Source organism: Streptomyces coeruleorubidus, from assembly GCF_008705135.1.
In the GTDB taxonomy this organism is placed as follows: Bacteria; Actinomycetota; Actinomycetes; order Streptomycetales; family Streptomycetaceae; genus Streptomyces; species Streptomyces coeruleofuscus.
This window is the reverse complement of record NZ_CP023694.1, coordinates 4,226,990-4,252,980: the sequence shown is the minus strand read 5'-3', so window position 1 is coordinate 4,252,980 and position 25,991 is coordinate 4,226,990. Positions and strand designations below refer to the sequence as shown.

The 25,991-nt window shown below is 72.1% G+C and carries 23 protein-coding genes; 14 read left to right on the top strand and 9 right to left on the bottom strand.

All coding sequences use genetic code 11. The features are described 5' to 3' along the window. Window positions 1-254 precede the first annotated feature (254 nt). A complete protein-coding gene (locus tag CP976_RS19550; RefSeq protein ID WP_167537370.1) occupies window positions 255-1,142 on the top strand; it encodes an alpha/beta fold hydrolase in 888 nt (295 codons plus the stop codon). A 10-nt stretch (window positions 1,143-1,152) separates the two neighbouring features. Here CP976_RS19550 and CP976_RS19545 read toward each other — a convergent pair whose 3' ends face one another. The 3 genes from CP976_RS19545 to CP976_RS19535 form a co-directional block, all read right to left on the bottom strand. Then, window positions 1,153-2,745, bottom strand: a complete 1,593-nt coding sequence (locus CP976_RS19545) for a transporter (RefSeq protein ID WP_190146924.1) — start codon at window positions 2,743-2,745, stop codon at window positions 1,153-1,155. Next, window positions 2,742-3,533: an ABC transporter ATP-binding protein gene (locus CP976_RS19540; protein ID WP_150481546.1), complete on the bottom strand. Its 792-nt coding sequence runs from the start codon at window positions 3,531-3,533 to the stop codon at window positions 2,742-2,744. The genes CP976_RS19545 and CP976_RS19540 overlap by 4 nt, the downstream gene beginning before the upstream one ends. A 111-nt stretch (window positions 3,534-3,644) precedes the next feature. After that, complete coding sequence (locus CP976_RS19535) at window positions 3,645-4,307, bottom strand: bifunctional DNA primase/polymerase (RefSeq protein WP_150481545.1); 663 nt, start codon at window positions 4,305-4,307, stop codon at window positions 3,645-3,647. A gap of 307 nt (window positions 4,308-4,614) precedes the next feature. Here CP976_RS19535 and CP976_RS19530 point away from each other — a divergent pair, with 307 nt between their 5' ends. Next, the gene (locus CP976_RS19530; protein ID WP_150481544.1) at window positions 4,615-6,000 is read left to right on the top strand and encodes an NsdA family TPR-like regulatory protein; all 1,386 of its coding nucleotides are present in this window, start codon (window positions 4,615-4,617) and stop codon (window positions 5,998-6,000) included. A 200-nt stretch (window positions 6,001-6,200) separates the two neighbouring features. After that, a complete protein-coding gene (locus CP976_RS19525) occupies window positions 6,201-8,165 on the top strand; it encodes a hypothetical protein (protein WP_150481543.1) in 1,965 nt (654 codons plus the stop codon). Between the two features lie 37 nt (window positions 8,166-8,202). Here the strand turns inward: CP976_RS19525 and CP976_RS19520 are convergent, their stop codons facing one another. Then, the gene (locus CP976_RS19520) at window positions 8,203-9,513 is read right to left on the bottom strand and encodes an ABC transporter substrate-binding protein (protein WP_150481542.1); all 1,311 of its coding nucleotides are present in this window, start codon (window positions 9,511-9,513) and stop codon (window positions 8,203-8,205) included. A 117-nt stretch (window positions 9,514-9,630) separates the two neighbouring features. On the opposite strand from CP976_RS19520, the gene CP976_RS19515 reads away from it, so the two are divergent. After that, window positions 9,631-10,131 (top strand): SCO4402 family protein, encoded by a 501-nt coding sequence (locus CP976_RS19515; protein ID WP_059422658.1) that lies wholly within the window; start codon window positions 9,631-9,633, stop codon window positions 10,129-10,131. Between the two features lie 46 nt (window positions 10,132-10,177). After that, entirely contained in the window at window positions 10,178-11,059 is an 882-nt protein-coding gene (gene purU, locus CP976_RS19510) for a formyltetrahydrofolate deformylase (RefSeq protein WP_150481541.1), read from the top strand. An 11-nt stretch (window positions 11,060-11,070) separates the two neighbouring features. On the opposite strand, the gene CP976_RS19505 is transcribed toward purU, so the two are convergent. Continuing rightward, complete coding sequence (locus tag CP976_RS19505) at window positions 11,071-12,369, bottom strand: zf-HC2 domain-containing protein (RefSeq protein WP_150481540.1); 1,299 nt, start codon at window positions 12,367-12,369, stop codon at window positions 11,071-11,073. Further along, the gene (locus CP976_RS19500; protein ID WP_150481539.1) at window positions 12,366-12,947 is read right to left on the bottom strand and encodes a sigma-70 family RNA polymerase sigma factor; all 582 of its coding nucleotides are present in this window, start codon (window positions 12,945-12,947) and stop codon (window positions 12,366-12,368) included. The genes CP976_RS19505 and CP976_RS19500 overlap by 4 nt, the downstream gene beginning before the upstream one ends. A 360-nt stretch (window positions 12,948-13,307) precedes the next feature. On the opposite strand from CP976_RS19500, the gene CP976_RS19495 reads away from it, so the two are divergent. Then, window positions 13,308-13,688, top strand: a complete 381-nt coding sequence (locus CP976_RS19495) for an STAS domain-containing protein (RefSeq protein WP_086604412.1) — start codon at window positions 13,308-13,310, stop codon at window positions 13,686-13,688. A gap of 168 nt (window positions 13,689-13,856) precedes the next feature. Next, window positions 13,857-14,369, top strand: coding sequence for an EF-hand domain-containing protein (locus CP976_RS19490; RefSeq protein WP_150481538.1), 513 nt, complete (start codon window positions 13,857-13,859; stop codon window positions 14,367-14,369). 19 nt (window positions 14,370-14,388) lie between these two features. Here the strand turns inward: CP976_RS19490 and CP976_RS19485 are convergent, their stop codons facing one another. Then, a complete protein-coding gene (locus tag CP976_RS19485) occupies window positions 14,389-15,903 on the bottom strand; it encodes an AMP-binding protein (RefSeq protein ID WP_150481537.1) in 1,515 nt (504 codons plus the stop codon). A 90-nt stretch (window positions 15,904-15,993) separates the two neighbouring features. Between CP976_RS19485 and CP976_RS19480 the strand changes: the two genes are divergently transcribed. The 4 genes from CP976_RS19480 (at window position 15,994) to CP976_RS19465 (ending at window position 20,130) form a co-directional block, all read left to right on the top strand. Beyond that, window positions 15,994-17,190, top strand: coding sequence for an amidohydrolase family protein (locus CP976_RS19480; RefSeq protein WP_150481536.1), 1,197 nt, complete (start codon window positions 15,994-15,996; stop codon window positions 17,188-17,190). Next, window positions 17,190-18,323 carry an acyl-CoA dehydrogenase family protein gene (locus tag CP976_RS19475; RefSeq protein ID WP_150481535.1) on the top strand — a complete coding sequence of 378 codons (1,134 nt, stop codon included), beginning with the start codon at window positions 17,190-17,192 and terminating at the stop codon, window positions 18,321-18,323. Before CP976_RS19480 ends, CP976_RS19475 begins: the two co-directional genes overlap by 1 nt. A gap of 2 nt (window positions 18,324-18,325) precedes the next feature. Next, window positions 18,326-19,207 carry an acyl-CoA dehydrogenase family protein gene (locus CP976_RS19470; RefSeq protein WP_150485412.1) on the top strand — a complete coding sequence of 294 codons (882 nt, stop codon included), beginning with the start codon at window positions 18,326-18,328 and terminating at the stop codon, window positions 19,205-19,207. 443 nt (window positions 19,208-19,650) lie between these two features. Then, the gene (locus CP976_RS19465; RefSeq protein WP_167537565.1) at window positions 19,651-20,130 is read left to right on the top strand and encodes an ATP-binding protein; all 480 of its coding nucleotides are present in this window, start codon (window positions 19,651-19,653) and stop codon (window positions 20,128-20,130) included. 528 nt (window positions 20,131-20,658) lie between these two features. On the opposite strand, the gene CP976_RS19460 is transcribed toward CP976_RS19465, so the two are convergent. Then, window positions 20,659-21,585, bottom strand: coding sequence for a cyclase family protein (locus CP976_RS19460; RefSeq protein ID WP_150481533.1), 927 nt, complete (start codon window positions 21,583-21,585; stop codon window positions 20,659-20,661). 105 nt (window positions 21,586-21,690) lie between these two features. Here CP976_RS19460 and CP976_RS19455 point away from each other — a divergent pair, with 105 nt between their 5' ends. The 3 genes from CP976_RS19455 (at window position 21,691) to CP976_RS19445 (ending at window position 24,916) form a co-directional block, all read left to right on the top strand. Further along, window positions 21,691-22,605, top strand: a complete 915-nt coding sequence (locus CP976_RS19455; protein ID WP_150481532.1) for an SDR family oxidoreductase — start codon at window positions 21,691-21,693, stop codon at window positions 22,603-22,605. Between the two features lie 113 nt (window positions 22,606-22,718). Then, window positions 22,719-23,867, top strand: coding sequence for an acyl-CoA dehydrogenase family protein (locus CP976_RS19450; RefSeq protein WP_150481531.1), 1,149 nt, complete (start codon window positions 22,719-22,721; stop codon window positions 23,865-23,867). Continuing rightward, window positions 23,867-24,916, top strand: coding sequence for a Zn-dependent alcohol dehydrogenase (locus CP976_RS19445; RefSeq protein WP_150481530.1), 1,050 nt, complete (start codon window positions 23,867-23,869; stop codon window positions 24,914-24,916). Before CP976_RS19450 ends, CP976_RS19445 begins: the two co-directional genes overlap by 1 nt. Here CP976_RS19445 and CP976_RS19440 read toward each other — a convergent pair. Next, entirely contained in the window at window positions 24,906-25,946 is a 1,041-nt protein-coding gene (locus tag CP976_RS19440; protein ID WP_150481529.1) for a GlxA family transcriptional regulator, read from the bottom strand. The two genes, CP976_RS19445 and CP976_RS19440, sit on opposite strands and share 11 nt — an antisense overlap. Window positions 25,947-25,991 lie beyond the last annotated feature (45 nt).

Below are 25,991 nucleotides of genomic sequence, written 5' to 3'. Positions count from 1 at the left end.
TCTCCCCTTGGCCGAGGCGATCAATCCTTGAGGGTGGTCACTCGAACGAGGGGTGTTGCCCGCGAGAACGGCATCCTCGAATAGCTATTCGATAACCTGCGGGTGACGAACGAACCGGAACGTGCGCTACAGGGATGTGCACTCCGGCAGGAACCACAAGGAACGGCGACAGGCACGGCAGGCAGAACACGGTTCACAGGACCGACCGGCCCATGACGGCCACGGTCCGCGCGAAGCTTGGGGGGTGCCAGGACATGGCGCGACGCATCGACGTGACCGGGACGGGCGGCGTACGCCTCGCGGCCTGGGAGTTCGGCGACCCGCCCAAGACCGATCCGGCAGGATCCGATCAGGTGCGGGACGTGCCGGACGGCTCCCCGGGCGTGCTGTTACTCCACGGTCTGATGGGCCGCGCCTCGCACTGGGCGTCCACCGCCCGCTGGCTCTCCGGCCGGTACCGGGCGGTCGCCCTCGACCAGCGCGGCCACGGCCGCAGCGACAAGCCCCCGCAGGCTTCCTTCACGCGTGACGCCTACGTCGACGACGCCGAGGCCGCCCTCGAACAGCTCGGCCTCGCGCCGGTCGTCCTCATCGGCCACGCCATGGGCGCGCTGACCGCCTGGCAGCTCGCCGCCAAGCGCCCCGATCTGGTCCGGGGCCTGATCATCTGCGACATGCGGGCCTCCGCGCTCGGCGCCGCCTCGCAGCGCGAGTGGGACCAGTGGTTCAAGTCCTGGCCGCTGCCGTTCGCCACGCTCGCCGACGTCCGCAAGTGGTTCGGCGAGGACGACCCGTGGGTGGAGAGGCCCAATCCGGCCCGCGGCGAGTTCTACGCCGAGGTGATGGCCGAGTCCCCCGACGGCTGGCGCCCGGTCTTCGACCCGGCGCAGATGCTCCGCTCCCGCGAGACGTGGGTGTACGACGCGCACTGGGAGGAGCTGGCCCAGGTCCGGTGCCCGGCCCTGGTGGTGCGCGGCCTGGACGGCGAGCTGGGCCGGGCCGAGGCCCAGGAGATGGTCCGCGTCCTGCCCCGCGGCCAGTACGCGGAGGTCGCCGACGCCGGCCACCTGGTCCACTACGACCAGCCGGAGGCCTGGTGCGCGGCGATCGAGCCGTTCCTGGACTCCCTCGGAGGCGACTGACGTCCCGCGGTCACCCCTTGCTGACCGCCGTGAGGATCTCCGGCAACCGCCGGGCCGTCTGCGGAGCGGCGAGCCGCAGCCCCACCGCCGTGAGCGCCGCCGCGTACGCCGTGCCCACCGGCAGCAGCAGCCACGTCCAGGCGTCGCCGTCGGCGGTCACGTTCAGCCAGATCGTGAGCGCGATGACGGGCGCGCACAGCAGGGCGGCGGCGATCATCCCGCCGAAGATGGAGATCCAGGCGAGCCCGGTCTGTCCGGGGGCGACGTTCTTGTAGCCCTCCTGCGGGATGGAGTAGGGGAAGCGGGCGGACGTCCACGCCCCGGTCGCGAGCATCGCGCCGAGCAGCGCGAAGGACAGCCCCAGCGCCTCGGGCAGCCGCCGCCAGTCGCCGAGCATGGCGGTCGTCACCACGGTGACGAGCGTGGCGTACGGCAGGGTGATCAGCAGCAGGGCCAGCGCGCGGGCGCGCAGTTCGACGTAGGCGTCGCGGGTCGACGAGATCGTCATCGCGACCATCCAGAACGCCGAGGTGTCCTGCCCGAACTGGTTGTACATCTGGATGCCGAGCATCCCGGCGGCGAAGCAGGCGAAGTACACGGACCCGGTGCCCTGCCAGGCGTTGAACACCGGCACGATCAGACCGATGGCCAGCGACGTCACCCAGGCCGCCTTGGTCTTGGGGTCGCGCCACACGTACCGCAGGCTGCGCTCCATCACCGTGCCGGTGCGGCCGGAGGGCAGCAGCCGCCCGAGCCCGGTCGACGTCCGCTCGCGGGCGGCCGACTCGGCGGCCGGCAGCGTCGACCCGTCGGGCGAGGTCATCAGCCGGGTCAGATGCCGCGACCACACCGCGAGCAGCGCGGCCAGCGCGCCGGCGGTCAGCGCCAGTTGCACGGCGGCGAGACCGTACGACCCCTCGCCCACCGCGTGTACGGCCGCGATCGCCGACGCGGGCGGCACCCACTGGAGCACGTCCGCCGCCGGGTCGAGCTCGCCAAGCCCGGACGCCCCGAGCCGCTGCGCGCCGAAGTTGACGACCTGCGCCCCGATCGCGATGACCAGTCCGCTCAGCACCGCGAGGTCCCGCCCTTTGCGGCTGGTCAGCAACCGGACGTTGGCGGCGGCCACGGCCCGCGCGAGGGCCACGCACACGAGCAGCGCCAGCACGACGGCGGCGACACCGACGGCGAACCCCGCCCCGCCCTCTGCCACGGCGACCACGGATCCGACCAGCAGGCACAGCGTGAACAGCGGCCCGATGCCGACCAGCGACGCCGTGAGCAGGGCCCGCACCAGCGGCCGGGGGCGCAGCGGCAGCATCACCAGCCGGGTCGGGTCGAGGGTCTCGTCACCGCTGGGGAAGAACAGCGGCATCACCGCCCAGCCGAGCCCCAGCACCGCCGCCGCCAGCACGACCACCGACTCGGCGTGCGCGTGCCCGCGCAGCGCGATCAGGCCGATCAGCTGCAGCGCGGCGAACAGCAGGGCGAAGACGGCCGAGGCGATGTAGGCCGCCTTGCGCCCGCCGGACTGCCGCAGCCCGTTGCGCAGCAGCGAGAGCTTCAGCCGTACGACGACGGGGGTGATCGTGGAGCCGCTCACCGGGACCCGCCGCCCAGCCAGTCGAGATCGGATCCGGCGTCCCGGCTCTGCGCCCCGACGAGCTCCAGGAACGCCCGCTGCAACGAGGGCGCGTCACCCCGCACCTCCGCCAGCGTCCCGTGCGCGCGGATCCGCCCGGCGGCCATGACGGCCACCCAGTCACACAGTGACTCGACGAGCTCCATGACGTGGGAAGAGAACACGACCGTGGCGCCCGAGGCGGTGTACCGCTCCAGGACGCCCCGGATGGTCTGGGCGGAGACGGGATCGACGCCCTCGAACGGCTCGTCCAGGAAAAGGACTTCGGGATTGTGGAGGAGGGCCGTGGCGAGCCCGATCTTCTTGCGCATACCGGTGGAGTAGTCGACGACGAGCTTGTGCTGGGCGCCCGCCAGATCGAGGACGTCGAGGAGCTGTGTGGCCCGCTTGTCGACCTCGGCACCGGGCAGCCCGCGCAACCGCCCGCTGTACGCCAGCAGTTCCCGCCCCGACAGCCGCTCGAAGAGCCGCAGCCCCTCCGGCAGCACCCCGATCCGCGCCTTCACCTCGACGGGGTCCCGCCACACGTCGTGCCCCACCACTTCGACGGTGCCCTGATCGGGCCTGAGCAGCCCGGTCACCATCGACAACGTGGTGGTCTTCCCGGCCCCGTTCGGCCCGACGAGCCCGATGAACTTGCCCGCGGGCAACTCCAGATCGACCCCGGCAACAGCGACCTGCTGCCCGAACCGCTTCCAGAGCCCCTGCACACGCACAGCGCTGGATCCCACCGCATCTCCCTCCGTCAAGATGAACCCTACGGTGGGGCAGCGTGCCCAAAGGGGCGCGGGGAACTGCGCGATCAACCACGAACGACCCGCACCCGCCGACGAACACGGACCAGGCAGACGAACAGGCGCTTACCGATCCCTGCCGCACGCATACGCCAACGGCGAGATCAACTCCTCCGCATCCGGCAGCCACCGATTCGCAGGCGTAGGCCGGCAGGCCCACTGCACAGCCCCCCGAGACCCGAACCGCGTAGGCGGCGCAGCCACATACGCGCCCTCACCCAGCACCGTCAGATCCAGCGACGACAACGACCACCCCAGCTTCCGCACCAGATCAGGAACCTTCACAGCGGCCCCCGGCAGCACGAAGAACTCCATCCGCCGATCCGGCGTGAGCGTCACCGGCCCGAGCGTCAGCTCCATCCGCTCCATCCGCGCCAGCGCGAGAAACCCGGCGGTCTCCGGCACGGAAATCGCATCGAAGGTACGCCCCGTCGGCAGCAGGATCGACGCCGTCGCCTGCTTCTGCCACATCCGCCGCGCGACGGTCGCACTGCCCGTCGCCTGCGACTCCCAGTCCGGACGCGCCGGGTGCGACCCGGGCGCCGGGCACGCGGCGTCACCGCAGGAGCAGCGCTGAGCGCCGTCGGCGGCTTCCAGCCAGGTGCCGGGGAACACGTCCCAGTGACGCTCCTCGGCGTAGCGAACAGCGGTCTCCAGCAGCGATTCCCCGCGCTGCTTCGGGATCTGAGCGGCTTCGGTGCCGGCGATCGTCTCTTCCACGATGAACACAACTCTGGTCGTCACCAGGGGTTACGCCCACCCGCGTGCGCGGGGAGGAGCACCGCCCCTGTAGTCGGGGCGCATGGGTGCATGTGCGGGGGCGCGCAGGAGGAACCGCGGCCGGAGCTGGGTAGCCACGAGTGGGGCCGGCAACAGCCGTTACCCCGGCAATCCTCACATGCCTCGCATTTTCGCCTGGTCGGCGGGGCATTGATCTTCACGGCCGGATCCTTTCGCTGGAGCGTGAAGGGGCTCGGCCGCGGAAGACACGTCAACTCGGTGCGTGGGCAGGCACCGCAGCCACAGGGGGTACGCCATGGCCGCAAGGCCGCTCGTCGCCCGGCAGCCGAACGAACGGCTCCAGGCGCTCATCCAGGAAGCCGGATGCTCCAACGCCGGCCTCGCCCGCCGGGTCAACATGTGCGGGGCCGAGCACGGCCTCGACCTGCGCTACGACAAGACGTCGGTGGCGCGCTGGCTGCGCGGGCAGCAGCCAAGGGGCCGGGCACCGGCGATCATCGCCGAGGCGCTGGGCCGCAAGCTCGGCCGTACGGTCACGATCGACGAGATCGGCATGGCCAACGGCAAGAACCTCGCCTCGGGCGTCGGTCTCCAGTTCTCGCCGACGGTGCTGGGGGCCATCGAGCAGGTCTGCGAGCTGTGGCGCAGTGACGTGGGGCGGCGGGACTTCCTGTCCGGCTCCTCCGTCGCCGCGTCCGCGCTGGTCGAGCCCAGCCGTGACTGGCTGATCTCCGCGCCGGATGCGCAGGTGTCGCGCTCGGCCGGGCCGCGGGTGGGGCAGTCCGACGTGGAGGCCGTGCGGGCCATGACACAGGCGCTGGTGGATCTCGACCACCAGTACGGCAGCGGGCATGTGCGGCCGGTCGTCGTGCACTACCTCAACAGCGTCGTCTCGGGGCTGCTGGCGGGGTCGTACCGGGAGGCGGTGGGGCGGGACCTGTTCGCCGCCGTGGCCCGGCTGACCGAGCTCGCCGGGTACATGGCCGTGGACACGGGGCAGCCCGGTCTGGCCCAGCGCTACTACATCCAGGCGCTGCGGCTCGCCCAGGCGGCCGGGGACCGGGGTTACGGCGGGTACGTGCTCGCCGCCTCCATGAGCCACCTCGCCGCGCAGCTCGGGAACCCGCGGGAGATCGCGCAGTTGGCGCGGGCGGCGCAGGAGGGGGCGCGGGGGCGCGTGACACCGCGTGCGGAGTCGATGTTCCACGCGGCGGAGGCGCGCGGCCACGCACTGATGGGCGACGCGCGCGCCGCCCAGACCGCCGCCGGGCGCGCGGTGAGCGCCCTGGAGGCGGCTGATCCGGCCGCCGGGGACGACCCGGCGTGGATCGCGCACTTCGACGAGGCCTATCTCGCCGACGAGTTGGCCCACTGCCACCGGGATCTGGGGCAGGCCGAGGCGGCGGCGCGGTGTGCGCAGGAGTCGCTGGCCGGGCATCCCGAGACGCGGGCGCGCCGCCGGGCCATCGGCTATGTGCTGTTGGCCACTGCGCAGGTGCAGCAGCGCGAGATCGAAGAGGCGTGCGGCACAGGCATGAAGGCCGTCCAACTGCTGGAGGGGCTGCGCACCAACCGGGGCGCCGAGTATCTGGAGGACTTCCAGCAGCGGCTGGAGCCGTACCGGGACGAGGCGGTGGTCAGGGAGTTCGGGGCGCGGCTGGACCTCCAGACGGCGGCGTGAACACAGGGCCTGCGGATGCGTGAACGTGGGGAAACGGCCGCTTGACGCGCGGGAGGTGACATGAGCGGCGTGCCGTGACCCGGTTTTGTTACCGCGCTCACAGGGCAGGAGGTCTCGCCCTGTGCTGCGTGGCACCGGGCTCCGGGGACCCGGTAGCGTGACCCGACGATTCACAAGGTCCCCCATTAGTAGGAGTCCCGGTGACGCAGAGTGGACAGGGCGAGGAGCCCTCGGCGCGCCCCGCGCGCGAAGGCATCGTGCTGCCCTCCGACGGTGGTGAGCCCCTGCTGCCGGGCATGACGGGCGGATCCGGTGACGCGCCCTCCGGCCGCCGGTCCGGCCCGCCCCCGACCGGCCAGGCCCCGGCCTCCGCCCCCGCCGAGGGGCAGACCTGGGGCCAGCCTTGGGGCCCCGACCAGCAGACCCCGTCCGCGCAGCCGGGCCAGAGCTGGCAGTCCCCGCCGCCCCAGGCACCGGCATGGGACGCCCAGCACTCCGCTCCCGGCACACCGGGCCAGGGCACGCTGCCCCCGGAGGGCACCCAGCCCCCGAACCCGTATGCCGGCCAGTACGGCGCTCCCGCGGTCGGCGCCCAGTACGGCGCGACCACGGGCGGCGCCCCGCTGCCTCCGGAGGGCGGACAGCCGCCGCAGCAGACCGGCCCGTACGGCTCTCCTGCCGGAGGCGGCCTGCCTCCGGCCTCCGGGGGTGCGTACGGGCCCGCCGGCGGGGGTGGTTCGCTGCCACAGGGCGCTGACGCGTACAACTCCGCCGCCGGGACAGCGGGCTCCCAGGGAGCCGGTGGGTACGGGACCGGCCCGGCAGCCGGGCAGTCGCCCCAGCAGGCTGACGCGTACAACTCCTCTGCCGAGGCGCCGGGCCCTCAAGGGAGCGGTGGGTACGGGACCGGTCCTGCCGGGGGGCAGTCGCCTCAGCAGACCGACGCGTACGGGACCGGCCCCATGGGCGGGCAGCCGCCCCAGCAAGCTGACGCGTACGGGACCGGCACCACCGGCGGGCAGTTGCCCCAGCAATCCGACGCGTACGGTTCTCCCGCCGGGGGCGGTCTGCCTCCGGCCTCCGGTGCGTACGGGTCCGCCGCCGGACGTGCGCCGCTGCCCCCGGCCGCCGACGAGGGGGCGACCCAGTATCTGCCGCCCGTCGCCGCCGCCCCTGCCGACGAGGGGGCGACGCAGTACATACCCCCGGTGGGACCGGGCGCGCTGCCGCCCGAGATGCCCGCCGAGCAGGACTCCGAGGCGACGCGGTTCCTGGGGACCGGGCCGTTGCCGCCCGCCTCGAACCCGGACGCCGAGGCGACGCAGTACATCGCGCCGGTACCCGGCGGGGGCCAGCAGCCGCCCGCCGGGTTCGAGAACCTCTTCCGCAGCGAGCCCGGCGCCGAGAGCCCGGCCGCTGCCACCCAGCAGCTGCCCCGCTTCGAGGAGCCCCAGCCGCACTCCCAGCCCCAGTCCTCCTACGCCCCGCCCGGCGGCGGTCACTCCGGCGGCGGCCGGTCCGGTCGCGGTGGCCGTAGCGGCTCTCGCGTGCCGGTCATCGCGGCCGTCGGCATCGGCATCGCCGTCCTCGGCGTCGGTGCCGGCGCGCTGCTCGCGGGCGGCGGTGGCGGTGACGACGAAGGCGGCGACAACAAGACCGTGGCCGCCTCGGCGCCCGCGACGGACGGTTCCGCCTCTCCGTCCGCCGACCCGGCCCGCGCGCAGGCGGTCGAGCTGGACAAGCTGCTCGCCGACAGCGGCGACAGCCGCAGCACCGTGATCAACGCGGTGGCCGACGTGAAGGGCTGCGACAACCTCGCCCAAGCCGCCAAGGACCTGCGCGACGCGGCCGGGCAGCGCAACCAGCTGGTCACCCGGCTCTCCGGCGTCACGGTCGACAAGCTGCCCGACCACGCCGCGCTGACCACCGCCCTCACCAAGGCGTGGCAGGCATCGGCCTCGGCCGACAACCACTACGCGGCCTGGGCCGACCAGACCGCGGGCAAGAAGGGCTGCAAGAAGGGCCAGGCCCGCGTCACCGGCCAGACGCAGGCCGGCAACCGGGCCAGCGGTGTCGCGAGTGCCGAGAAGGCCAAGGCGGCCAAGCTGTGGAACGCCATCGCGAAGACGTACGGCCTGACCGAGCGGCAGCCGACGCAGCTGTGAGGCAATCCGGTACGGGCGTGCACCGCTGAGCCGGGGCTCAGTAGTTCACGTCGGCGTTCTCCAGCGTCCGCGTCGTGTCGAGGAAGCCCTTCCGCGCCGAGACCAGCCGTCCCTCCCGCACCACCTGAAGGGTCACGTCGGCATTGACCAGGCGCGGGAAGCCGACGGAGGCGAGCTTGCCCTCGAACTGCCACCGAAGGGTGGGCGTGAGCCCGCCCGTGCTGACGCTGAGGCCGTCGTCGAGGGCCTCCGCGACCGTGTCGGCGGTCACCTCCCCGCCGCCGAGCGACTCGACGACCTTGTGGAACACGCTGTAGGCGATCCATGTGGTCTGCACTCCGGCGTCCGCGGGGTCGATGCGGTTGTCGTCGAAGGCCTCCTCCTTGATCACCCGCTTCATCGCGTCCCAGCGGGGATCGCTCGCCACCGGGTACCAGCCGGTGATGTACGAGCCCTCGTACGGCCCCGACGCCCCGCCGGTCGCGTCGATCACCGTCTGGTCGACGCTGCCGAGCACCGTGGCCGTCCGTACGTCGGGGTACTCCTCGCGGGCCCGCCGGAAGGAGTCCATGAAGGTGCTGTTGCGGTCCCCGAGCGCCGGCACCACGCACCCCTCGTTCTCCGCGTCCGTGGTCGTCGTCCGCAGCGCCAGATCGGCGTGGCCGTCGTACTCGGTGGCGTCCTCCGCCGCCCGCTGGTCCCGGGAGGGCGAGTGCCCGCCCGTCTTCAGGCCGGAGTCGAGCAGCGGGGGCAGCTGGTCGCCCGCGATGGTGTCGGGCCGGATCAGCGAGACCGGCCCGCAGTCGGCGAGGGCGCTGCCGAGACCGGCGAGCAGCGCGGGCTGGCCGCCGTTGACGGGGTAGGACAGGGGGCTGGTGAACTCGGCGTTGGTGATGCCGTAGCCGCCTATGTACGGGATGCCCGCGCCCTCCAGGGAGGGGAAGAAGGAGTCGGCGTACTGGCTGTAGGATCCTACGACCGCGACGACGTTCTCCTTGGCCGCCCGTCGGGCGCACTTGGCGGCGGCCACGCTGTCGTTGTGGTCGTTGCAGGTCAGCACGTTGAGCTTGCGGCCGTTGATCCCGCCCTTGGCGTTGACCCAACGGGCGTAGGCGCGGGCGAAGGCGGGCATTCCGGGCTTGTTGGTGGCTTTGGTGTCCTCCGGCGCCCAGGTCATGACGGTGATCGGGTCGTCCCCGGCATCCCCCGTGGTGCCGGGGACGACCCCGCAGCCGGAGACGAGAGCCGCGCACGCGACCGCCGTGCCCGCGGAGAGGACGCCGTTTCTGGCGTGACGGGTGAGGAGGCCGGGGAGGAATGTGCTGCGCTTGCGTCGCCTGCCGGTCATGGTTCCGCACGATTCCGCCACATGGCTAACCCGTGAGTGATCTCTGGTCAACAATTGGTGACGCACAGGTGAATTGCAGGGGCCGGTGTGACCGATGCGGAGGGGAACGTACGATCGATGACCGTGCAAGCTTCGGAGAACTCTTCCCGTCGTGGCCGTCGCTCATCCACCATGGGCGGCATGCCTGTCAATGACATGCCGTGGTGGCGCTGGCGCAGCAACGTGCGCTCGGCGCTGCACATGCTCTCCGACCCCGTGTTCCAGCGGGACGTCTGGCTGGCCGGCGTGGACGGCTACGGCGACGTGACCGACGCGGTGTACCGGCTGGTCGAGGACACCTGGCTGGACCACTGGTCCGCCGAGAAGTACGTCGGCACGATCTTCCGCGACTCGCAGGAGGCGGCGCTCGTCGACACGGCCGTGCTGCGGGTGCTGCGGATCATGCACCAGGTCGGGCCGGACGCGCCGGTCGCCACGTACCTCGAGCACCAGGCGTGGCCCGAGGCGGTCCGGGCGGCCCGGGACGCGCATGTGCGGCTGGCCGCGAGCGACGGCGAAGACCCGGACACGCCACCGCGCAGCCTCGACGTACTGCGGATCATGACCAGGTCCGCCTAGCGGGACGATTGCCGGTCCCGTCGGCCCTTGTGGGAACCTGTCCTGCATGAACGAGCAGTCCACCCGCGCCGAGGCCCCGGCCGATCAGTACGTCCTCACCCTTTTCTGTCCGGACAGGAAGGGCATCGTGCACGCCGTGTCGAGCTATCTGTTCATGACCGGCTGCAACATCGAGGACAGCCAGCAGTTCGGCGACCACGACACGGGACTGTTCTTCATGCGCGTCCACTTCTCGGCGGACGCGCCGGTGACCCTGGACAAGCTGCGGGCCAGTTTCGCGGCGATCGGTGACTCCTTCCAGATGGACTGGCAGATCAACCGGGCCGACGAGAAGATGCGCATCCTGCTGATGGTCAGCAAGTTCGGGCACTGCCTGAACGATCTGCTGTTCCGGGCGCGTACCGGGGCGCTGCCGGTGGAGATCGCGGGTGTGGTGTCCAACCACACGGACTTCGCGGAGCTGGTGGACTCGTACAACATCCCCTTCCACCACATTCCGGTGACGAAGGACACGAAGTCCGAGGCTGAGGCCCGGCTGCTCGACATCGTGCGTGAGGAGGGCGTCGAGCTGGTCGTCCTCGCCCGGTACATGCAGGTGCTGTCGGACGACCTGTGCAAGGCGCTGGCCGGGCGGATCATCAACATCCACCACTCGTTCCTGCCGAGCTTCAAGGGGGCGAAGCCGTATCACCAGGCTCACGCCCGGGGTGTGAAGCTGATCGGGGCGACTGCTCACTACGTGACGGCCGATCTCGACGAGGGGCCGATCATCGAGCAGGAGGTCGAGCGGGTGGGGCACGACGTGACGCCGGAGGGGCTGGTCGCGATCGGGCGCGACGTGGAGTGCCAGGCGCTGGCCCGGGCCGTGAAGTGGCACGCCGAGCGGAGGATTCTGCTCAACGGGCGGCGGACGGTGATCTTCGCCTAGGAACCCGGTTCCTACATCCTGCTCAGTGACGCCGCCGCGAACAGCACGTCTCTGATCGCGTCCTTGTCTCCCACCTGGCCCGCTGCCGCCTCCTGCGGGGGCACGTGGCCCGCTGCCAGGCGGCAGAACTCGACGCCGTCCAGGGCCACGTGGGCCACCTCGTGGTCGGCGGAGCCCTTCGCGGCGGGGGAGTCGAGGGGGATCAGCCACTCGCCGCCGCCCGAGCCCTCGATCTCCAGGCGGAGACTGCGGCCCGGTTCCCCCGCTGTCACCAGGTGGCGGTGGTGGGCGGGTGCCGCCAGGCCGTTGCGGCGGCGGTGGGCCAGGACGTTCGGCAGCATGCGGGCGGCCAGGTCGATCATGCGGTGCAGATGGCGCGGCGAGGGCGGGTCGTACGGGTAGTCGACCGCGTCCGCGATGTCCTCCGCGTGCACCCAGCACTCGAAGGCCCGGTCGAGCATCGCGTCGCGCAGGGGCAGCTCGAAGTCGCCGTACGGCACGGGCAGCCCGCCGACGCCGCTGCCCGTGAAGGACGCCGTGCGGACGATGCCGTGGCTCTGCTCCCGCCAGGGCGCCCGCACGGCACGGGTGGGCGGGAAGTGGGAAGCACTCCAGTACGCCTCGGTGCGGGCCGCCGGCGTCGGGCGCCGGGACGTGACGTCGCCGAGCGGGTCGTCGAGGCCCAGCGCGACCGCCACCAGCCCGTCCACGCTGAGCAGATGCGCGATGACGCCGGCGACGGTGGTGCGGCGGCTCGTGGCCTCGTCGGCCCGGAACCAGCGCAGCCGTACCGGCGCGTGCCACTCGGCGTCGCCGAAGTCCTGGAGCAGGGCGTCCAGGCGCGCGGTCTCGGCGTCGTACGCGGCGGCCCAGTCCGGCACCGGGATGCGCGGCGGGCGACGCTCCAGGCAGGCTCCCAGGACCCGCGTGCACAGGCCCGGGTCCAGGTCGAGGCTGTCGGGGCGTTGCAGCAGACCGACCGCCTCGCGCAGCCGCCGCGCCTCGTCGGCGCACGCGCCGCACTCACCGAGGTGCTCCTCGACGGCCGTGGCCTCCTCCGCCGAGCAGGCGGCCAGCGCCCAGGCGCCGAGCAGGGCCTTCAGCACGGGGTGCTCGAACACGGGCCGTACGGGCGGCGGTGCCGGCGCGTCACCGGACTCCTCCAGCGCGGGCAACGGCAGCCCGCTGTCCTCGACGGAGGCCCGGGGCGTGGGGATCCGCGGCGGACGCCCGGGCTGCTGCCCATCCCCCTCCTCGTGCCCGTCACCGTCCGCACCGTCGTACGCCTCGAACCGGTCCGGCCCGTTCACACCGCACCCCCGTGTCCGGGCGGTGCGCCGGGTGCCTCGGAGTCGTGGGCGGTGGACAGGAGTTGCAGACCCAGGCGGAGGCGGCGGCGGGCCTCGTCCTCGGTGATGCCGAGGTCGGTGGCGGTCTGGCGGTAGTCGCGGCGCTGGAAGTAGGCCCGCTCCAGGGCCGAGCGCAGCGGGACCGGCATGGACTGGACGATGTAGTCGGCGCGGGCGGCGACCGAGGCCCGGCGCACCTTGTGCTCCAGTTCCTCCGGGGTGCCCGAGCCCTCGAGGGCGAGGGCGGCCGTCTCGGTGGTGCGCAGGCGCTGGACGGCCAGGCGGTGGGTCAGCGTGGCGACCCAGGTGCGCAGAGGGCCTTGTTTGGGGTCGTAGGCGTCCGGATGCTCCCAGACGTGGACGAAGACCTCGCGTGTGATGCCGTCGGCGGCGCGTTCGTCGCCGAGGACGCGGTGGGCGAGGCCGTGCACGAGGGAGGCGAACCGGTCGTAGAGCTCACCGAGGGCGGCGGCCTCCCCGCGGGCGAGCCGCTGCTGCATCTTGCGGTCCCAGCGCGGCGGTACGTCCTTTTGCGCCATGTGGCTCCCTCACCTCCTGCTCATGTGCCGCGCCCGTGCCCTGTCCAGCTTGTGTCCGACGTCTCCCCGAATGTAGTCGGCACGTCCGCTAGCGCACGCCCCTTTGTGGCAATGTGCGCCCCCTGATCGGCCGCAGGTGGTAGGGGGACCACCGGCGCTCGTGCCGGGTGCCGTCGGGCCGCGCTACCCATCCGTCCTCCGATCAGACCTGACTGAAGAGGATCGAACAGGAACGAAGTCGACTAAAACAAGCCTCTTCCGCGGGGGATCCGTTTTTCGGGTTGTGTTTCAGGGAACGGCCGCTGGGCAGCCGCGCTCAAGGAAGCGTAGGGACTGCTTCCGTTTTGGCGATCGAAGGGCGTGGTGGTGACCTTCAAAGTGACCGGCGGCGAGCAGGGCGAATGGGCCGTGCTCCAGGTGTCGGGCGAACTGGATCTGGTGACGTCGCCGGTGCTGCGTCAGCGTGTGCACGACGCGGTGGCCGAGGGGCACCACTGTCTCGTCCTCGACCTGTCCGAGGTGTTCTTCTGCGATTCCAGCGGCGTCGGCGTCCTCATCGCCGCCCGCCGTCTGATCCGCTCCTGCCAGGGCAGGCTGCGGCTGGTGCTGCCCGCCCGGGGCGCGGCCGACGGGTCGCACGTCAACCGGGTCCTCGGCGCGCTGGGCGTCCGCAGGCTGTTCGACGTGTACGGCGACGTGGACGCGGCCCTGGCCGACGAGGGCGAACCCCTGTCCGCGTGAGGGGCCGATGACGCACGGCAGGGCGAGTGTTGCCGTTCCGACACGCTGTTGTCCCGGAATTCCCCCGGTCTTGGCACAAGTGACGTTTTCCCGCGCCCGAACGGCCCCCTCCGTCGTACGCTCCGAGCGAGACGCACCCCACCTGACGTAAGGCGGCCCGAAAGAGACATGGTCAGCAGCGAGTACGAGCGCAGGATCGCCGCCCGGTTCGCCACCTTCGACCAGGACGGCAACGGCTACATCGACCGCGAGGACTTCTACGGCGCGGCCAAGGCGCTGCTCACGGAGTTCGCCGTGGCGGCCCGGTCCGACAAGGGACAGGCGCTGTACGGCGGCGCCGAGGGCTTCTGGCAGGGCATGGCCGGTATTGCGGACCGCGACGGCGACCAGCGCATCACGCGCGAGGAGTTCGTCAACGGCGCGGTCAAGCGCCTGCGCGACAACCCCGACCGCTTCGCCGAGATCGCCCGCCCCTTCCTGCACGCGTCCCTGGACGTCGCCGACACCGACGGTGACGGCGCGGCGACGGTCGAGGAGGCCGCCCGCGTCCTGAAGTGCCTGGGCGTCCCCGAGGACGTCGCCGGCACGGCCGCCGCCACGCTCGACGCGGACGGTGACGGCAAGGTCGGCGAGGCCGAGGTCGTGTCCGCCTTCGCCCGCTATTTCACCGTGCCCGAGTAGCCGCCCCGGGCGCCGGGCGTCACGTGCCCGCATAGCGCTCGCGCAGTTTGTACTTCAGCACCTTCCGCAGGGTCTCGCCCCGCGGAAGGGCGTCCACCACCTCCAGCCGCTCCGGCAGCTTGTGCACGGACAGTCCCTCCGCGCGCAGGAAGGCGGTCGCGTCCGCGAGCGTCAGGGGCTCGGCTCCCGGGGGCTGTTCCACCACCGCGCACACCAGCTCCCCGCGAGCCGCGTCCGGCAGCCCGACCACCGCCACGTCCCCGACCGCCGGATGCCGGTGCAGCAGGTCCTCGATCTCCTGGGCCGAGATGTTCTCGCCCTTGCGGATGATCACGTCCTTCAGCCGGCCGGTGAGGACCAGGTGCCCGGTGTCCGTGAGACGCCCGAGGTCGCCGGTGCGCAGGAACCCTTCCTCGTCGAAGGCCTCCGCCGTCTGCCCCGGATCCAGATATCCCCGGCACACGGCCTCCCCGCGCAGCCGCACCTCCCCGTCCACGATCCGTATCTCCATCCCCTCCGGTGGCCGGCCTTCTGTCGTCGCCAGCAGCTCGGGGGTGGCGTCCGGCGCCCCCATGGTGATCATCGGCACCTCGGTCATGCCGTAGCCGTGAGTGAGCTGCACGCCCATCTCACTGATGACGGCGTGATAGAGGTCCGGCGGCTTCGGCGCCCCGCCCCCCGCCAGCAGCCGCAGTGAGGGGACGACCGGAACGCCCGGCTGCTTGCGCTGTTCCGCCAGGAACATCGAGTAGAACGCCGTGGAGCCGCCCGCCACCGTCACCCCGTGCCGCCGGTAGCCCTCCAGCGCGTCCGGCAGCGCGAACTGCTCGAACAGCACCGCCGGGAAGCCGTACAGCAGCAGCATCACCGTGTAGTCGGGCCCGCCTATGTGGGCGTAGGGGAAGGCGATCGACCCCACGTCGTCCGCCGAGGGCCGCAGGGCGTGGGCCAGGCAGGAACCGCCCGCGAGCAGCGAACGGTCCGTGTGCAGCACGCCCTTGGGGGCGGAGGTCGTGCCGGACGTCCAGTAGATCCAGCGCACGGCGGTGCCGTCGGAGGGCGGGGGAGGCAGTACGGACGGATCGCCGTCGGGCAGGTCGTCGTAGGCCTCGAAGACGCCCTTCGCGCCCAGCCGCCGGGCCATCTCCGCGTGGTCGAAGCCGCGCCACTCGCCCGGCACCGCGAAGAACTCCGCCTTCGACTCGCGCAGCGCGAAGCCGACCTCGCGGTCCCGGTAGAAGGGGATCACCGGGGTCTGCACGGCGCCGAGGCGGGCCAGGGCGAAGGAGAGCAGGGCCGTCTCGATGCGGGTGGGAAGCTGCCAGGCGACCACCGTGCCGGGGCGTACGCCCATGCCGTACAGGCCGGCCGCGACCCGCTCGGCACGCGCGCGCAGGGCGCCGAAGGTGAGCCTGCGCCCCCCGGGGCGGTCGTCCTGGAGGAAGAGCGGGCGGTCGGGGGTGAGGGCGGCGCGCCGGGTGACCAGCTCCCACAGCGTGCGGGACGAACTCAGGGCGTGCGGGGTGTCGTTCACGTCTGCCCCCTGGCTCCTTGGCTGACGGGTCGTCAGGTGGGATGCTATCTGACGCTACATCAGATAAGTACCGTCCGGCGGAGGGGACCCATGGCGACCGAACTGCCCCGCATCATCAGCGTCGACGACCACGTGATCGAGCCGGCCCACCTCTTCGAGACGTGGCTGCCGGCCAAGTACCGCGACCGCGGCCCCAAGGCGCTGACCGCCGGGATCGGTGAACTCGCCTACGTCGCCGGCAAGTACCGGATCACGATGGATCCGGAGGGCCAGCCCACCGACTGGTGGATCTACGAGGACCTGAAGTTCCCGTACAAGCGCAACATCGCCGCCGTCGGCTTCGACCGGGACCAGATGACCCTGGAGGGCATCACCCGGGACGAGATGCGGCGCGGCTGCTGGGACCCCAAGGCACGGCTGGAGGACATGGACCTCAACCACGTCGAGGCCAGTCTCTGCTTCCCCTCCTTCCCCCGTTTCTGCGGCCAGACCTTCGCCGAGGCGCACGACAAGGAGGTCGCCCTCGCCTGCGTGCGCGCCTACAACGACTGGATGGTCGAGGAGTGGTGCGGGGACAGCGGCGGACGGCTCATCCCGCTGTGCCTGATCCCGCTGTGGGACGTCGGGCTGGCGGTCGCCGAGATCCGGCGCAACGCCGCGCGCGGGGTGAAGGCGGTGACCTTCTCCGAGATCCCCACGCACCTCGGGCTGCCGTCCATCCACTCCGGCTACTGGGACCCGTTCTTCGCGGTCTGCCAGGAGACCGGGACGGTCGTCAACATGCACATCGGGTCCTCGTCCCAGATGCCGGCCGCCTCCCCGGACGCCCCGCCCGCCGTCCAGGCCTCGCTCAGCTTCAACAACGCGATGGCCTCGATGATGGACTTCCTCTTCAGCGGGGTTTTGGTGAGGTTCCCGCGCCTCAAACTCGCCTACAGCGAGGGGCAGATGGGCTGGATCCCCTACGCCCTGGAGCGCGCCGACGACGTCTGGGAGGAGCACCGTGCCTGGGGCGGCGTCCGGGACACGATCCCCGAACCGCCGTCCACGTACTACTACCGGCAGATCTTCTGCTGCTTCTTCCGCGACAAGCACGGAGTGGCGTCGATCGACGTCGTCGGCCGCGACAACGCCACCTTCGAGACCGACTACCCGCACGTGGACTCGACCTTCCCGCACACCAAGGAGGTCGCCCTCGACCACGTGAAGGGCCTCGACGACGAGACGGTCTACAAGCTGATGCGCGGCAACGCCATCCGGATGCTGGACCTGGACCTCGACCGCTGATGGACCTGTCGGACACCCCCGAGGAGGAGGAGTTCCGGGCCCGCCTGCGGGAGTGGCTCGCGAAGACGCTCCCCGGCCTCCCGGCCGAGCCGTCCCCCGACGACTGGCCCGGGCGGCGCTCCTACGACCTCGGCTGGCAGCGCAGGCTCCACGACGCCGGATACGCCGACGTCCACTGGGACGCCTCCCCGGCCATCCGGCTCGTCTTCCTGGAGGAGACGGAGAAGGCGGGCGCGCCCTACGTGGGGGCCAGCTTCGTGGGGCTGCTGCACGCCGGGCCGACGATCGCCGCCGAGGGCACGGACGAGCAGCGGGCGCGCTGGCTGCCGCCGATCCTGCGCGGCGAGGAGGTCTGGTGCCAGGGCTTCAGCGAACCGGACGCCGGCTCCGACCTCGCGGCCCTGCGCACGCGCGCGTGGCGCGACGGCGACGACTACGTGGTGACCGGCTCCAAGATCTGGACCTCCCACGCGGAAGTCGCCGACTGGTGCGAACTGCTGGTCCGCACCGACCCGGACGCCCCCAGGCACCGGGGCATCACCTGGCTGGCCATGCCCATGGACGCGCCCGGTATCACCGTACGGCCGCTGCGCACGCTCGCCGGGTCGGCCGAGTTCGCCGAGGTCTTCCTCGACGAGGTGCGGGTGCCGGCGGAGAACCGGGTCGGGGACGAGAACGACGGCTGGCGCGTGACCATGGTGACGCTGTCCTTCGAACGCGGCACGGCCTTCGCCGGCGAGGTCGTCGCCTGCCGCCGCGTGCTCGGCGAACTGGCTGTCGAGGCCCGCGGGAACGGCCGCTGGGACGACCCGGCGCTCCGGCGCCGGCTGGGCAGGCTCAACGCCGAGTTCCGGGCGCTGTGGCGGCTGACGCAGTGGAACGTGAGCGCGGCTCAGGCGTCGGGCGGAGTGCCGGGCGTCGGAGGCTCGGTCTTCAAGCTGCGGTACTCGCATGCCCGCCAGGAGCTCTACGACGCCGCCGCCGAGGTACTGGGCGCCGGCTGTCTCGACCTGGACCGCCCCTGGATGCTCGACCGCCTCTCCTCCCTCTCGTACACCATCGCGGCCGGCACCTCACAGATCCAGCACAGCATCATCGCCGAGCGGATCCTCGGCCTGCCGAAGGGACGGTGACCGTGCGCTTCCGGTTGACGGACGACCAGCGGGCGTTGCGTGACGGGACGCGGCGGCTGCTCGCGCGGCGCTTCGGCGGGGAGGCCCTGAGGAGGGCCGTGGAGAGCCCTGGCCGGCTCGACCGGGCGTTGTGGCGGGCGCTGGGGGAGGCCGGGTTCTTCGCGTTGCGGTTGCCGGAGGCGGAGGGCGGGGTGGGACTCGGGCTGCCGGAGGCCGTGTTGGTGTTCGAGGAGGCGGGGCGGGCACTGCTGCCCGGGCCGTTGATCGCCACCCACCTCGCGGCCGGTGCGGTGCCGGGAGCCGCCACCGGGGAGACGGTCGTCTCGGCCGTGGACGGCGGGCTCGTGGAGTGGCCGGCGCAGGCCGACGTCGTACGCGGCGACGCCGCCGGAGCCGTGCCGATGCGCTCCCTCGACCCGCTGACGCCGCTGCACCGCGTGCCCGGCGGTGCGGCGGCGGACCCGGATCCCGCCGCCGTCCTCCTCACCGCCGCCGAGCAGCTCGGCACGGCCGCCCGCGTCTGCGAACTGGCGGTGCAACACGCCCGGGCGCGCGAGCAGTTCGGCCGGCCCGTCGGGGCCTTCCAGGCGGTGGCACATCTGTGCGCCGGGATGCTGGTCCGGTCGGAAACGGCCCGCGCGGCGGTGTACGCGGCGGCCGTCACCGCCGACCCGGTCGACATCGCCGCCGCCCGCCTGCTCGCCGACGAGGCCGCCGTGCGCGGTGCCCGCGACTGTCTCCAGGTGCACGGCGGCATGGGCTTCACCTGGGAGTCCGAGGTCCATCTGCATCTGAAACGCGCATGGGTTCGAACCCAACGTGCGGGCGGAATCACGGAGAGTGAGGAAGCTCTGGCGGCCGCTCTGGTGGCCGGAACGGCCTGACGGGCCGTCTGGCTGCGGTGTCGCCGAATATGCCCGTGGGGGTGTCGCGGATCGTGGCATCCGGTGATCACGGAGCGTTGATATCCGCTCGTGTCCTCCGTGCGGCTCGTTACGGCCCGGAGTCGACGGCCCGCTCCGGTACCTTGTGTGAGATGCGAGTGGCTCAGAGCGCAGTGCGACCCGGTGGCGCCGCCTGTTCGACTCCCCGCAGCGAGCGTCGCACAGTATGCCGCACGGGTACTCCTTCGCGCTGGAATATGCCCGAAGCGCTTGTTGGGGTGACTGTACGTCAACCATGCTGTCCCACAAGGGATTCACGTTCCGTGATCCCTGTCCCGGCCGTTGTTCTGGCCATGCAGAAAATGGCTACGATCGTGGCCTTCGTGAGGCGCGAGCCTAAGTGTCCGCCGGTTCGGATGGTGTGAGCGGTGCAGGTGCTTCAAGTGCAGCTGGAGATCCGGCCCGACCCCGCAGAAGTGGGGCGGGCCCGGCGGTGGGCCCGCTCCCGCCTGGCCGGGTCGGGCATACAGGCCGACGAGCCGCTCGCCGAGACCCTGATCCTGCTCGTGTCCGAGCTGGTCACCAACGCCGTGGTGCACACCGGCCGGCCCGCCGTGCTGCGACTGTCCCTGCCGCACGCGGTGACCGAGGAGGTCACCGTCCGTCTCGAGGTCGCCGATCGCAGCGGCCGGGCCCCCGTGCCCCGGTGCGCGGAGGACGACGCGACCGGCGGCCGGGGTCTCGCCCTCGTCGACGGCCTCGCCGACCGCTGGGGCTGGAGCGTCGAGAGCACCGGTAAGCGCATCTGGTGCGAACTGGACCGGTGTGCGAAGTCCTCCGAGGTCACGGCGGCGTGCGGGGGCGGCGCGGTGGCGTGCGGTGGCGGGGCGGCCTTCGAGGGGCTGGCGTACGAGGCGGTGTGAAGCGGCCCAGGGCCGGGGTTCTCGGGATGCCCTGTCCGTGACCGCCGGGCGCGTGGTCCACGAGGTGTGGTGTACGGCGGCACATGCCGCGTGGTGTTGCGGCGAAGCCGGGGCACGGTCGCACGGCGGCTCCGCCGTTTTCCTCATGGCATGCGCGATGCGCCGGGATGTGCTTCCGTGCGCGCCCAAGGCAAAAGCCGCATAAGTATTAAATCTCCGAATGGGTGTTGACGCCTCGTGACCGTTTGCTCACGCTTGTGAGCAGCGATTCGCCGTGAGGGGACGGCGAGGGCTGCGACGACGGCGGCCCTCGGCGAGTGTGAGTCGTGATTCGGCGTCGGCTCCCTGTCAGGGCCACGGGAGCCGGGGCGGGAGCGCCGGAGTCGGGTGGCGGCGCGCGCTGCCGTGCTCGGGGTGAGCAGCGCGGCGCCGCCATCCAGCTTCAGGCGGTGGGGCGGTGGCCTGGCCGGCGGTTGAGGGGGGCGGCCAGGCACGCCGTCCCGGTGTGCCTGGCCAGGCGGTGCCGGCCTAGAGGACGGCGACCGGGGCCACCGGAGAGCCGGTCGCTCCCGAGAACGGCTCGGGTGTCGCCGCCAGCAGGAACACGTAGCGGCCCGTTTCTCCACAGGCTGTGGACAACTTTTCGAGATCCCAGTTCTGGCCCTGCGGCATCCCCATCTCCACGAGGTGCAGGGCGTGCACCGGCAGCCACAGGTCCTCCACCTCGGGCGGGAACACCTCGAAGGTGAGGGTGTCGTTGGCGACCGCCGCGACATCGCGCGCGTGGAACCACTCCGGCGTCCGGATCGACAGCCCCGGCGACGGATACGCGTACCCGTGCCGGTCACCGGCCAGACAGAGCTGGACCTGCCCGGTCCGCACGAGCACCACGTCGCCGGACCGCACGCGCGTGCCGGCCAGTTCCTCGGCCGCGTCCAGGTCCTCGGGTGTGACGGCGTACCCGCCGTCGAGCCGGTCCGTGCCCCGGGCCCGGGCGACGTCGAGCAGTACTCCGCGTGAGACGACGTGCCGGACCTTGTCGATGCCGCTGAACTCCGCGCCGCCGTGCGGGGTGATGGAGTGCGCCGGACGGCCGTTGTAGAGCCTGCCCGAGTGCGAGACGTGCGGCAGCGCGTCCCAGTGCGTGGCCGCCTGGAGCCCCATGGTCACGGCGTCGTCGCTGCACGCCACGGTGCCCGGGCCGAAGAGCTCCTGGTTGATCTGCACCATGACGTGCAGCGGGTCGATCCGCCCCGGGATCATCCCCGTCTGGACGCCGTCGCGCCGGAGGGGGAGGGCGAGCGGGATCCGGCGACCGGTGCGGACCGTCGCCGCGGCCTCCCGGACCACCTCGTCGGTGATCAGGTTCAGCGTGCCGAGCTCGTCGGCGGCTCCCCAACGCCCCCAGTTGTTCACGCGCTTGGCGATGTCGTGGAACGCGTCCGGCAGCGACATGAGTCCTCCCCGGGGCTTGTGTTCCCGTATCTGACGGGCCGTAGAATCTGGAGTCCGCGAAATCTAACGGTCCGTCAGAAACCGTGGGACGGGAAGGGGCCGGGCGTGGGGAACTTCTTGGCAGGCAAGGTCGTCGCCGTCACGGGCGCCGGGCGGGGCATCGGCCGGGCGGTCGCGCTCGCGGCGGCGGCGGAGGGGGCGAAGGTCGTCGTCAACGACTACGGCGTGGCGGTCGACGGCGCCTCCCCGACGAGTGAGGTCGCCGAGGCCGTGGTCAAGGAGATCGAGGCGGCGGGCGGGGAGGCGGTCGCCGTGGCCGACGACATCTCCACGATGGCGGGCGGGCAGCGGGTCGTCGACGTGGCCCTGTCGTCGTACGGGCGGCTCGACGGGGTGGTCTGCGTGGCCGGGATCCTCCGGGAACGGATGCTGTTCAACATGACCGAGGAGGAGTGGGACCCGGTCGTCGCCACGCACCTGAAGGGCACGTTCACGGTGTTCCGGGCCGCCTCGGCGGTGATGCGCAAGCAGCGTGCCGGCACGCTGATCGGCTTCACCAGCGGCAACCACCAGGGGTCGGTGTCGCAGGCCAACTACAGCGCGGCCAAGGGCGGGATCATCTCGCTCGTGCGGAGCGCCGCGCTGGGGCTGCACAAGTACGGCGTGACCGCGAACGCGGTGGCGCCGGTGGCGCGTACGCGGATGTCCGCGGGGGTTCCCATGGAACTGGCGGAGATCGGGGAGCCGGAGGATGTCGCCGCGCTGGTGGTGTATCTGCTGTCCGACGAGGCCTCCCGGCAGGGGATCACCGGGCAGGTGTACACGGTCGCCGGGGCGAAGATCGCGGTGTGGGCGCAGCCGAGGGAGTTGCGTGCGGCGTATGCCTCCGGCGGGTGGTCCGTGGAGAGGATCGCGGAGTTTCTGCCCGGGTCGGTGGGGGTGGATCCGATGCCGATGCTTGAGCGGGTGCGGGAGATGGAGAGGGCGGCGCGGGAGGGGGAGCGGCCGAACGCCCAGTAGCTCGGGGGTGTGTGTGGTGTGGCGGCTGCGGGTGCGTTGTGGTTTCTCGCGCAGTTCCCCGCGCCCCTTAGGAACCTCATCTCAAGCCCAGTCATCGAACCAAGGCGGCAATCGTGGATTTCGGGTTCGCGCGAGAAGACGAGGACTTTCGGGGCGAGGCCAGGGACTGGCTCGCCGCGCACGCCGAGGGGGCAGGCGACCGCCGTTCCTGGGAGCGCACGCTCGGGGCAGCCGGGTGGATCGGGATCGGGTGGGGTGCGGGCGGGTACGGCAATCGCACCGCCACGCTCACCCAGCAGGTCGCCTGGGCCGAGGAGTACGCACGGTCGGCCGCGCCCCCGCGCTCCGGGCACATCGGTGAGAACCTCCTGGCGCCCACGCTCATCGCCCACGGCACCGAGGAGCAGAAGTCCCGCTTCCTGCCTCCGATCGCCGCCGGCGAGGAACTCTGGTGCCAGGGCTACAGCGAACCCGGCGCCGGCTCGGACCTGGCCGGTGTCCGTACCGCGGCCGTGCGCGAGGCGGACGGCCGTACCTACCGCGTCACCGGGCAGAAGATCTGGACGTCACTCGCGCACGAGGCCGACTGGTGCTTCGTCCTCGCCCGCACCGAGCCCGGTTCGCGGCGGCACCACGGACTGTCCTTCCTCCTCGTCCCCATGGACCAGCCGGGCCGGATCGAGGTGCGCCCCATCCGGCAGATGACGGGTACCAGCGACTTCAACGAGGTCTTCTTCGACGGCGCGCACGCGGAACACGTCGTCGGTGGCGAGGGCAACGGCTGGCGCGTCGCCATGAGCCTCCTCGGTTTCGAGCGGGGCGTGTCCACGCTCGCGCAGCAGATCGGGTTCGCCGAGGAGCTGGATCGTGTGGTGCGGACGGCCGTGGAGTCGGGTGCGGTGGCGGATCCCGTCGTACGGGAACTTCTCGTCCGGCAGTGGGCCGAGCTGCGCACCATGCGCTGGAACGCCCTGCGCACCCTGGGCGGTTCGGGCGACGCGGGCGCCCCGAGCGTGGCGAAACTGCTGTGGGCGGGCTGGCACCAGCGGCTCGGGGAGCTGGCGGTGCTGGTGCGGGGCGCTGCGGCGAGCGTCGGTCCGGCGGACTGGTCGGTCGCGTCGCCGTACGAACTGGACGCGGCGCAGCACCTCTTCCTCTTCTCGCGGGCCGACACCATCTACGGCGGCTCGGACCAGATCCAGCGCACGATCATCGCCGAGCGGGTGCTCGGCCTGCCCAGGGAGCCCAAGGGAGCCGTGTGATGCGAGGCGTGATCTTCGACGGGAAGCAGGTCCGGGTCGTCACGGACCTGGAGGTGCGGGAGCCGGGACCGGGTGAGGTGCGCGTCGCGATCTCGGCGGCGGGGCTGTGCCACAGCGATCTGTCGGTGGTGGACGGGACCATACCCTTCCCGGTTCCCGTGGTGCTGGGACACGAGGGAGCGGGTGTGGTGGAGACGGTGGGCGAGGGCGTCACCCATGTCGCGCCCGGGGATCACGTGTCCCTGTCCACGCTCGCGAACTGCGGTACGTGCGCGGAGTGTGACCGGGGGCGCCCGACCATGTGCCGACAGGCGATCGGGCGTCCCGGCCGGCCGTTCCGTCACGCCGGCCTGCCGGTCCACCAGTTCGCCGCGAACTCGGCGTTCGCGGAGCGCACGGTCGTGAAGGCCGTACAGGCGGTCCGGATCCCCGGGGACATCCCCATGGCGTCGGCGGCGCTCATCGGGTGCGGGGTGCTGACCGGGGTGGGCGCCGTGCTGAACCGGGCGCGGGTGGACCGCGGCGACAGCGTGCTGGTGATCGGAACGGGCGGCATCGGCCTGAACGTGTTGCAGGGGGCGCGGCTCGCCGGAGCACTGCGGATCGTGGCCGTCGACGCCAACCCGGCGAAGGAGGAGGTGGCACGCCGCTTCGGCGCGACCCACTTCCTCACCTCGACGGAGGGCGTGCGGGACATCCTGCCCACGGGCGCGGACCACGCCTTCGAGTGCGTCGGCCGGGTGGAGCTGATCCGCCAGGCGATCGACGCACTGGACCGGCACGGCCAGGCGATCCTCCTCGGGGTGCCGCCGGCCACGGCCGAGGCGTCCTTCCGCGTCTCGTCGATGTACCTCGACAAGTCCATCCTGGGCTGCCGCTACGGCTCCTCCCGCCCCCAGCGGGACATCGCCCTCTACGCGGACCTGTACCGCCAGGGCCGGCTGCTGCTCGACGAACTCGTCACCCGGACCTATCCGGTCGAGGACTTCGAGAAGGCGGCGGCGGACGCGGAGGCGGGGCGGGTGGCGCGCGGGGTGCTCATGTTCTGACGGCTCCCTTGTCTCCGGCGGTCCGGAAGGTCCGCCGGTAGGCGGTGGGCGTGACGCCGAGCGCCGCCTGGAGGTGCTGGCGCATCGACTGGGCCGTGCCGAAGCCCGCGTCCCCGGCCACCTGGTCGACGGTTCGGTCGGTGGTCTCCAGCAGGTGCCGGGCCCGTTCCACGCGCTGCTGGGTGAGCCACTGGCCGGGGCTGACGCCGGTCTCCTCGCGGAAGCGGCGGGTGAACGTGCGGACCGACATGGACTCCTGGGCGGCCATGTCGCGCAACTGGATCGGTTCGTGGAGGCGGCCCAGGGCCCAGGCGCGGGCGGTGGTGGTGGAGGCCTGCTGCGGATCGGGCACCGGCCGCTCGATGTACTGTGCCTGACCGCCGTCGCGGTGCGGCGGTACGACCGTACGGCGGGCCACGTCGTTGGCGACGGCGGTGCCGTGGTCCCGGCGCACCATGTGCAGGCACAGGTCGATGCCGGCGGCGACGCCCGCGGAGGTCAGTACGTCGCCGTCGTCGATGAACAGCACGTGCGGGTCGACCCGGACCTTGGGGAAGAGCCGCTGGAGACGCGCGGCGTCGGCCCAGTGGGTGGTGGCGGGGCGGCCGTCGAGGAGACCGGCGGCGGCGAGGACGTAGACGCCGGTGCAGATGGAGGCCAGCCGGGTGCCGGGCCGGAGGCGGGCGAGGGCCGCGGCCAGCTCCTCGGTCAGCACGCCCTCGGCGTGGACCGGGCCGAGTTCGTACGACGCCGGGATGATCACCGTGTCGGCGTCGGCCAGGGCCTCCGGGCCATGCGCGACGTGGATGGCGAAGTCGGCGTCCGTCTCGACCGGGCCCGGCGGGCGGATTGAGCAGGTCACGACCTCGTACAGGCGCCGCCCCAGGGCGTCCTTGGGGCGGCCGAAGATGCGGTGCGGGATGCCCAGTTCGAAGGGGAGCAGCCCGTCGAGGGCGAGGACGACGACGCGGTGGGGGCGGAAGCCGGTGGCCGGGGACGGGGCCGGACCGGAGTGGCTGGCCGATGTCATGGCCCGATCCTAGCGAATGCTGTCCTCCGGGCCACTCGATGAAAG